8 protein-coding genes are annotated in these 8,249 nt (G+C 64.6%); 2 read left to right on the top strand and 6 right to left on the bottom strand.

Annotated features, from left to right (window positions below):
* The 6 genes from BMG07_RS44700 to BMG07_RS05815 form a co-directional block, all read right to left on the bottom strand.
* Positions 1 to 87, bottom strand: an 87-nt coding sequence (locus BMG07_RS44700) for an acyl-CoA dehydrogenase N-terminal domain-containing protein (protein WP_198083767.1), incomplete at its 3' end; no start/stop codon positions are given.
* A 195-nt stretch (positions 88 to 282) separates the two neighbouring features.
* Positions 283 to 813 (bottom strand): MarR family winged helix-turn-helix transcriptional regulator, encoded by a 531-nt coding sequence (locus BMG07_RS05835; RefSeq protein WP_198083759.1) that lies wholly within the window; start codon positions 811 to 813, stop codon positions 283 to 285.
* 32 nt (positions 814 to 845) lie between these two features.
* Positions 846 to 1,703, bottom strand: coding sequence for an alpha/beta fold hydrolase (locus tag BMG07_RS05830; RefSeq protein WP_198083758.1), 858 nt, complete (start codon positions 1,701 to 1,703; stop codon positions 846 to 848).
* 122 nt (positions 1,704 to 1,825) lie between these two features.
* Positions 1,826 to 3,043 carry a 2Fe-2S iron-sulfur cluster-binding protein gene (locus BMG07_RS05825; RefSeq protein WP_198083757.1) on the bottom strand — a complete coding sequence of 406 codons (1,218 nt, stop codon included), beginning with the start codon at positions 3,041 to 3,043 and terminating at the stop codon, positions 1,826 to 1,828.
* 6 nt (positions 3,044 to 3,049) lie between these two features.
* Entirely contained in the window at positions 3,050 to 3,901 is an 852-nt protein-coding gene (locus BMG07_RS05820; protein ID WP_198083756.1) for a xanthine dehydrogenase family protein subunit M, read from the bottom strand.
* Complete coding sequence (locus BMG07_RS05815) at positions 3,898 to 6,279, bottom strand: xanthine dehydrogenase family protein molybdopterin-binding subunit (protein ID WP_198083755.1); 2,382 nt, start codon at positions 6,277 to 6,279, stop codon at positions 3,898 to 3,900. The genes BMG07_RS05820 and BMG07_RS05815 overlap by 4 nt, the downstream gene beginning before the upstream one ends.
* A 385-nt stretch (positions 6,280 to 6,664) precedes the next feature.
* Between BMG07_RS05815 and BMG07_RS05810 the strand changes: the two genes are divergently transcribed.
* Together BMG07_RS05810 and BMG07_RS05805 are read left to right on the top strand one after the other, a co-directional pair.
* The gene (locus BMG07_RS05810; protein ID WP_198083754.1) at positions 6,665 to 6,982 is read left to right on the top strand and encodes a non-heme iron oxygenase ferredoxin subunit; all 318 of its coding nucleotides are present in this window, start codon (positions 6,665 to 6,667) and stop codon (positions 6,980 to 6,982) included.
* Positions 6,979 to 8,247 carry an NAD(P)/FAD-dependent oxidoreductase gene (locus BMG07_RS05805; protein ID WP_198083753.1) on the top strand — a complete coding sequence of 423 codons (1,269 nt, stop codon included), beginning with the start codon at positions 6,979 to 6,981 and terminating at the stop codon, positions 8,245 to 8,247. The genes BMG07_RS05810 and BMG07_RS05805 overlap by 4 nt, the downstream gene beginning before the upstream one ends.
* Positions 8,248 to 8,249 lie beyond the last annotated feature (2 nt).

Below are 8,249 nucleotides of genomic sequence, written 5' to 3'. Positions count from 1 at the left end.
AAAGCCGGGCAGCTTGGCGATCTCGCCGATGTTGGCCAGATGCTCGATGTCGAACAGCATGTCTTTGAGGGGGGCGGTGTAGCTCATGTCCTTCCTGCTTCCAGAGCAGTCTCCAATTACTTAGTGAACGCGACTTATGTGCGGAACCACTGACGGCCAAGGGCCCGAGCTTGGCCGGCCTCTCACGGCGCTCGGAGCGGTCAGCAAGCGATAGGGAGGCCGAAGGAAATCATCGGGCCGATCTTCATCGGCGCGCGCAAAACCAAAACTGCATCGGACGGCTCAGCTTGCCTTTTCCTTCTTTTCATGAGCGTCCACGAGCTGAGCAAGCAGACTCATGAAAACAACGCGATCTTCCGGCGACAACGGCTCAATCAGCAGTTCTTGAGAGCGGTGAATGCTTTCATGCAAGTCGTTGATCAGGTTGAGCCCATCCTTGGTGATCACCGAAAGTCTTGATCGACGATCGTCCGGGTTGACGCGGGTTTCGACCAACCCCTTGTCACCGAGACGCTTCAGGACTTCCGCCGTGGTTGTGCGGTCCAGCGAAAGCTCTCGACCAATCGCTTTCTGATCAAGCCAAGGGTTCATCGAAAGCGCCGTCAGCATGCCAACCTGAAGCGGTGTGATGCTTTCGGACTTGCATAGATCGAAAAATATCGCCTGTCCGATCTGTGTCAGCCTGCGGATCAGGAAACCCGGGCGACGCCACATGACCTGGCGCAATGGATTGAAAGGCTCTCGCACCGGGGGGGCGGCCGCATCGGGCGAGCCGACTGTCTTCTTCTGAGTGGGAGAGCGCTTGGTCATCATCTCGAGGTCGCTGATAGTGTCAGCCGACGAGTTTATCGACTCCCTCGCGTGTGAACGGCAACCAACCCGCGCTTCAGGTTTCGCTCGAGCAGGTCGATCTTCAGGTATTCACCAAGCAAGCGGTAGAAGTCTTCCTCGTCGTCCCACGGGACCATGTGTCCCGCGTTCAAGGCCTTGCATTGCAACAATCCAGGCGCGAGAGCCTCGATCTCGGCAAGGTCTTCCGGCAGCATCACCCCTCCTCGACCCGCCGCCATCAGAAGTCCAGGCGTCTGCAATGTGGGCAGATCAGCGTGGATGTCGTCTTCGTGGAAGCCGGCATGCGCCTGGAGGATGGCATCGTGGTCGCAGGTATGGAGCCATTCGGCCCGAAGCTGCAATTGTTCGTCCGTCCAGGTGGGCGCGTAGGGACGAAGCTCTTTGGCCGTGATGCCCTTGACGGCCATTTGGATCGACTCTACATACCAAGACAGAGGCACCGGGTAAGGCCGGCGGCCAGGGCCGGACACGGGAGGATCGACAAGCAGCAGCCTGGCCATGCGCCCAGGGTCGCGCGCCGCGGCGCGGATCGCCACGCGGGCGCCCATCGAGTGACCCAGCACCGTCACAGCCGACCACCCCAGGACAGCCAGCAGATCAAGCACGTCGGCCGCCATGACATCGAGGCTCGCGACCATCCCGGGTGCGCTGAAGGACAGACCGCGTCCCCGGAAATCAAGGACATGGACATCAAAGTGCCGAGCCAATCGCTCGGCGACGAAACCCCACGTGATCGCAGGGCTCGTGATTCCGGGCAGCAGCAGCAGTCGAGGGCCCTGCCCTCCATAGCGCAAGAGGTGCAGCCGCACCCCGTTCGCGCGGACGTGATAGCCAAGAAGAAAGGAACTCATTGAAACTCCGAAAAGATCCGCTCGTGCGTAGCCTGTGATTCCAGCGTCGCGGTGAAAATCTGCCCTGAAAGAGCCATCCGTTCACTCGCGCGAGTCGCTTGGCTCACATGCAGCGAGCCATGTCAGCGCCGCGGACGCTTTCCAAACCAGCCACGGATGCGACTCCACAGCACGCTCAACATCATCGCGGCGACGGAGACGGTGGGTGGTGGTTCGCTGGCAGCAGCCGTTTGCCCGCCCAGCCTTCGCGTGACCTGCTTTCCGAGGTCTGCGACCATGCGGCGCACGAAATCCTTCACGAGCCCGGAGCGCGAGAATTGAGCGAGCGGCCCCTGGAGGGCATAGATCATGTCCACGTGGACACGGGTGTTGCCGTCCGACAGTGCTTCCAAGCGATAGGTGATGTCTCCCTGCGTGCGCGATTTGCTCAGGCTGTCCTGGCCGGCACCGCGCAGGACCGCGCGCCTGGCCACGTCGTCGCGCTCCAGTCGCGCCGCACCGGCGAAGGCCGCCGACATCGGACCGAACTTGATCGCGATGGTCCCCTTGACCCTCTCTCCTTCGTGCGAGTCGATGGTCGCCCCGGGCAAGCAGGACGCAACCGCAGGCAGGTCGCCCATGAACGCCCACACCCGATCCGCCGCATGGGGCACGTCGAAGAACACTTCGATCGCATTGCCCTTGGCCTTGGCCTTGGCCATCGCGGCGGGGTCGACCTGCGCCATCTCCGCAAAAGCCGCCGGATCCGCCGCTGGCGGCTTGGCGAGCGAGGGAGCGGGCAGCGGCGCCCGGCCGGGTGTCGTGACCGGGCCCAGTGCGAGGGTTCGCGGCGCGCTCAGTGCCTGCCGCAGGTTGTCGACCTGCGCGTCGGGGGTGTCGCGCTCCTGTTGCAGCACATCGAGGATGGCGTCCACGATGCCCTGGTAGCCGGTGCAACGGCACAGGTTTCCGGACAACTCGAGGCGAACGCGCGCCTCGTCGGCGTGAGGCAGACGCAGCACGATGTCGCGCGCCGTGGTGAGCATTCCGGGTGTGCAGAACCCACACTGCAATGCATGGTGACGCGTGAACGCCGCTCGCAGCTTCCGCATCACTGCATCATCGTCGTAGCCCTCGATGGTCGTGACCTCCTGGCCCTCGCATGCCACCGCGAAAGTGATGCACGAGCGCGTCGGTTGCCCGTTGACGAGCACCGTGCACGCACCGCAGACGCCATGCTCGCAGCCAAGGTGGGTGCCTGTCAGGCACAGCTCGTCCCGCAGGAAGTCGCCAAGATGCATCCGCGGATCCGCGTGCCGGCTGAAGCCGCGGCCATTGACCTGAATAGAGATGGGGTCCAAGTCTTCTTACTCCGCTTGCTTGAGGTTGGAAAAGACACCGGACTGTTCGAGCGCGCGCTCGACGCAGGCCGTGAAGAGCTTCCGGTCGATGGCATCGCGATCGGGGAGCGCGACGCTGATGGCTGCGCTCACCTTTTCACGCCCCACAGCCTGCGCGCCCTTGCGGGCAATTTCGGCGGCAAATTCGTTCAAGAGGATCGGTGGCCCGTCCGCGGCCCCCAGAACGACGCGTGCACGCTGGCGCGAAACATCGAAATACACCGCCGCACTGGCTTCGGCGAATTCGCCAGGTTTGCGGCAGACCTTGTGATAACCCCAGCGTGTGGCCGGCGTCTCGGAGGGCACACGGATGGCGACGATCAACTCGTCAGCCTCGAGCACCGTCGTGTAGGCGCCAAGCATGAGGCCGTCGGCCTCGATCGTGCGTTCTCCGCGCGGCGACCGGACCATGATGCGCGCACACAGTGCCGCGAGCGTCACCACCCAGTCCGCAGCAGGATCCGCATGTGCCAGGCTACCTCCGACAGTGCCGCGGCTGCGGATCGCCCGGTACGCGATCCCGCCCGCGACCTGACGCATGGGATGCGCCGCCAGCGGCGGGTACACACCATCCTCGATCTCGGCATGCGTGACGGCCGCGCCGATCTCGACCCACTCGTCCTTGCGGTTGACGGCGCGCAGCGCCGGGATATTGGCGACGTCGACCACTCGGGCCGGCCGCGCCAGTCTCAGGTTGAGCATGGGACCGAAGGATTGGCTGCCGCTCATCGCCTTCGCCGTGCCGCCGCCCGCCGCCAGCACCTGGATCGCCTCATCCACGCCGAAGGCCCGCGCGTATTCGAACTTCGCCGCCTTCATCGGACGAGCTCCCGCTCCAGCTTCGCGCTTTCCAGGGCCTTGAGCAGGCGGCGCGGTGTCAGCGGCGTCATCAGCACCTCGGCGGCACCCGTGCCTTGCAAGGCGTCGTTCACGGCATTGAAGATCACCGCCGGCGGGGCGATCGCGCCCCCCTCCCCCACGCCCTTGGCGCCGAACTCGGTGTGAGGCGAAGGTGTCTCGAAGTGTTCAATGCGGATGCGCGGCACCTCTGTGGCCCCCGGCAGGATGTAGTCGGCCAAGGTGGAAGCCAGGGGCTGGCCCTGGTCGTCGTATGGACTCTCTTCATACATCGCGGTGCCGATGCCTTGCGCGATGCCACCGATGGTCTGCCCCTCCACGATCATCGGATTGACCATGGTGCCGCAATCCTCGACGACGACGTAGTCGAGGATCTCGACCTCGCCCGTCTGCGTGTCGACGGCGACAACCACGGCGTGGGTGGCATACGTGAACGTGCCTGTGTCGACCCTGGGCTTGTACGCACGCGACACCTCCAGCCCACCGAGATGAACGTTCTCAGGCAGGTCCTGTGGCGTGAGGTACCACGCGCCACCGACTTCGGACAGCGGAATCGACTTTTCCCCGGCGACCGCAAATCCTTCGACCAATGCGACGCTCTGCGGGTCCACGCCCATGAGGTAGCCGGCGATCGACTGGATGCGAGGCAACAGTTCCTTGCATGCCGTGGAGATCGCGCCTCCTGACATGACGGTGGCCCGGGAGGCGTACGTCCCCGAGGAAAACGGCGTGAGCGCGGTGTCGCCATGCACGACCCGGATCCGGGAAACCGGAATGCCAAGCGCATCATTGGCGATCTGCGCAAAGCTGGTCTCCATGCCCTGGCCATGCGAGTGCACGCCGACGCGCACTTCGAGTCCGCCATCCGCGGTCATCCTGACGACCGCCTGATCGAAGCCCGGCACCACCGGCAACCCCCAGTTGGCGAAAACGGTCGTGCCGTGGGCAGACTGCTCTGTGTAGGTGGCCGTTCCGAACCCGATCCGACGGCCGTCCGGCTCTCCCCGGGCTTGCCGCTCACGCACAGCGCCAAGTCCGATCATCTCCACGGCGCGGCGCAGGCTCGCGGGAAAGTCGCCGCTGTCGAAGTGCTTGTTGGCCACGTTGACGTAAGGCATGGCAGCGGCCGGGACCAGGTTGTCCATGCGCACCTCCCACGGCTCTCGGCCCACTTCCCGGGCCACGGCATCCATGAGGAGTTCGATCGCGAAACACACGCCGGTGCGCGCCACGCCGCGGTAGGCCATGAAGCCCGGCTTGTTGGTCGCCACGCACAAGGTCTCGCAGCGATAGCCACGGAAGGTGTAGGGGCCCGGCAGGTTGCCGATCGCCTGACCAGGCTCCAGACCGACGAAGAAGGGATAGTAGGAATAGGCGCCGCCGTCGATGGTGATCACGGCATCCAGGGCAAGGAGCTTTCCCGTGCGGTCAGCGTAGGCCGTGAGCCGGTAGTGATGCTGCCGCGTGTTGGCGCCGACGATCAGGTGCTCGCGCCGATCCTCGAGATAGCGGAATGGGGTTCGGTACGTCTTGGCCAGCCAGGCGATGCACAGATCTTCGGGGTACAGCTGCCCCTTGTAGCCAAAGGCGCCTCCCACATCAGGAGACACCACGCGCACCGCTTCCTCGTTCATCGAGAGATGCTGCGCGATGCCCACGCGCAGCAGATGCGGGACCTGCGTCGCACTGACGACCACGAGTTGGTCGGCCTGGAAGTCCCAGTAGGCCAGCACCGACTTGCCCTCCAGCGGCACGATGCACTGACGCGACAGCTCGACGGTGCGGCTGACCTTCACCTCCGCCTTTGCGGCAAGCTCATCGAAGTCGCGATTGGCCCGCAGCGTAAGAAACACATTGTCTTTCCACCCAGGATGAAGAAAGTCTCCCGTCGCCGCAAGAGAAGACTCGGCGCCGTGGTAGACGGGTAGCTCGTCATAGGAAACCTGCACCTCTTCGAGCAGGTCTTCCGCCACTGCACGCGTTGGGGCGACTGCCATGGCGACCGCCTCTCCCACGTGCCGGACCTTGCCCGAAGCCAGCGGGGGCAAGGCCGAGTACTGGTACGTGGGCAGCGAAGAAGGCGAACCGATGTCCGCCGCATCCGGCATCATCTCGCGCAGGAACACCTTCCCCGCAAGCGCTTGCGGAATCTCGACACCCGTGATGGTGGCGTGCGCCACAGGGCTGCGCAGGAACGCGACCTCCTGCAGACCCGGCAGCACGAAGTCGCCCACGAAATTGCCTTTGCCCACCATGTGGCGCGCATCCTCCTTGCGAGGCACCCGGGCTCCGATGCCTTCGCGCTTGAGCGCTCTCGCCGGAACGTCTGCTTGGTTCATGCGTTTCCTTTTCCTTGACTGATCTTTCCGGGTGCCGCACAGCATGTGCGGCACCCGGCAACGTTCCAGCGATCCCGGCCGCCGCTCATTCATTCAGACGGCTTCTTGCGTCAGTTATGCAAGTACACATGCAGAAGTATAGACCTGCATATTGCATGTGTGAAGACAGCCGTTCTCGATAAAAACCCTGACGAGCCGGACTCACCAACTCGGTGCTTCCACAGGCCGTGGATGCACCTTTCCTGCTCGTTATCCAGATGCATCTCGATTTGCAATCGATACGGCGTCACACGTACAAACCCGTACTTGATAAGCGAGTTGGATCTGCCTATTATGACAGTTCACTGAGTATTTATTTCGGATCATTGAACGACAGGATGGAGCCATGGATTGGATCAAGGTCGCCTCGGCGCAAGAGCTGAGCAACGATGAAGCGAAGACGGTCGATGTCGCTGGCCACGGTGTGGCGCTGTACCGGATCGGCGACGAGTTCTTTGCCACGGACAGCATCTGCACCCATGCCACCGCCCTGCTGTCGGAGGGCTACGTGGAAGACGGTTGCGTCGAATGCCCCTTGCACCAGGGCCGCTTCGACATTCGCACGGGCAAAGCGATGTGTGCGCCAGTCACCGTGGACTTGCGCACTCACGCCGTGAAACGGGAGGGTGATCACATCTACGTGCTGTCGCCCGCTCGCAAATGACGTCAAGCGGTATCGTCATCGTCGGGGCGGGTCAAGCGGCGGCCGTCGCAGCGCACGCCCTGCGCGAGCACGGATACGGCGGGCGCATCACGATGCTGGGTCGGGAGCGCCACAGACCGTATGAGCGCCCCCCTTTGTCCAAGGCCGTCCTGGTGGCGGCCGACGAACCCAGGCTGGACGTCCTCACCCACGAATCCTGGGCGCACAGCAAGATCGACCTGCTGAGCGGCAGCGATGCGGTTGCATTGGATCTTGTGCGTCGGCATGTCCGCCTTGCGGACGGGCAAGTGCTCGCGTACGAGACCTGCCTGCTCGCCACCGGCGGCGAGGCCGTCACGCTCGCGTCCGTCCCGCCCGGCCGTCCGGGTGTGCACTACATCCGCACCCTGGACGACGCGCGCCGGCTGCGAGCCGCCCTGGAAGGATCGCCGCGCGTCGCGATCCTGGGCGGGGGTTTCCTCGGCCTCGAGATCGCTCACTCGGCACTGTCCGCAGGCGCTTCGGTGACCGTGCTCGAGCGCGCCGCGTCCCTGCTCGATCGCTTCGTGCCGCGGGAGACGTCTGCGTGGCTGGCGTCGCAAATGCGGGCAGCGGGCGCCAGGCTCCTGCTGGGCGCCTCCTGCAGCGGCGTTCATTCACTGCCGCGCGGTCGGTCGCGCCTGAGCACCAGCAGCGGCGATCTTGAAGTGGACGAGGTGGTCGTCGCCATCGGCCTGTCTCCCAACGACGCGCTGGCGCGAGATGCGGGGCTGCAGATCGCGCCGGGCGGCGGCATTCTGGTCGACGCGTCCTGCCGCACCAGCAACGAGCACGTGTTTGCATGTGGCGATTGCACCAGCCAGCGCCGCCCGGGTCAGGCTGCGCCCACGCGCCTGGAATCCTGGCAGAACGCAAACGAGCAGGCGCGCACGGCCGCCGCTGCCATGCAGGGCGCGCCGCTTCCCGTGCCCCCCGTGCCCTGGTTCTGGACCGACCAGGGAAGACACAACGTCCAGATGCTGGGCCTGCCGGCCAGCGATCTCGAATACGTGCGCCGCGGCGACCCGGCCAACGACAAGGTGCTGTGGATCGGCCATCGGGCCTGTGTCCCGCTGCACGGCATCGCCATCAATGCCGGCGCCGATCTGCGAGCCCTTCGCCCCCTCTTCGAACGTGGGCGGCCCGTGCGGCTGGAGGACTTTCAACTGGACGCCACCAACCTGCGCGCTTGGGCCAAGCACATGCAGGCCGACGTCGCGACCACCGCTTCAATCACCTCTCTCTAAGC

Source organism: Variovorax sp. E3 (genome assembly GCF_016082275.1).
In the GTDB taxonomy this organism is placed as follows: domain Bacteria; phylum Pseudomonadota; class Gammaproteobacteria; order Burkholderiales; family Burkholderiaceae_C; genus Variovorax.
The sequence above is the reverse complement of the archived record's forward strand: the minus strand, read 5'-3'. Positions and strand labels throughout refer to the sequence as shown.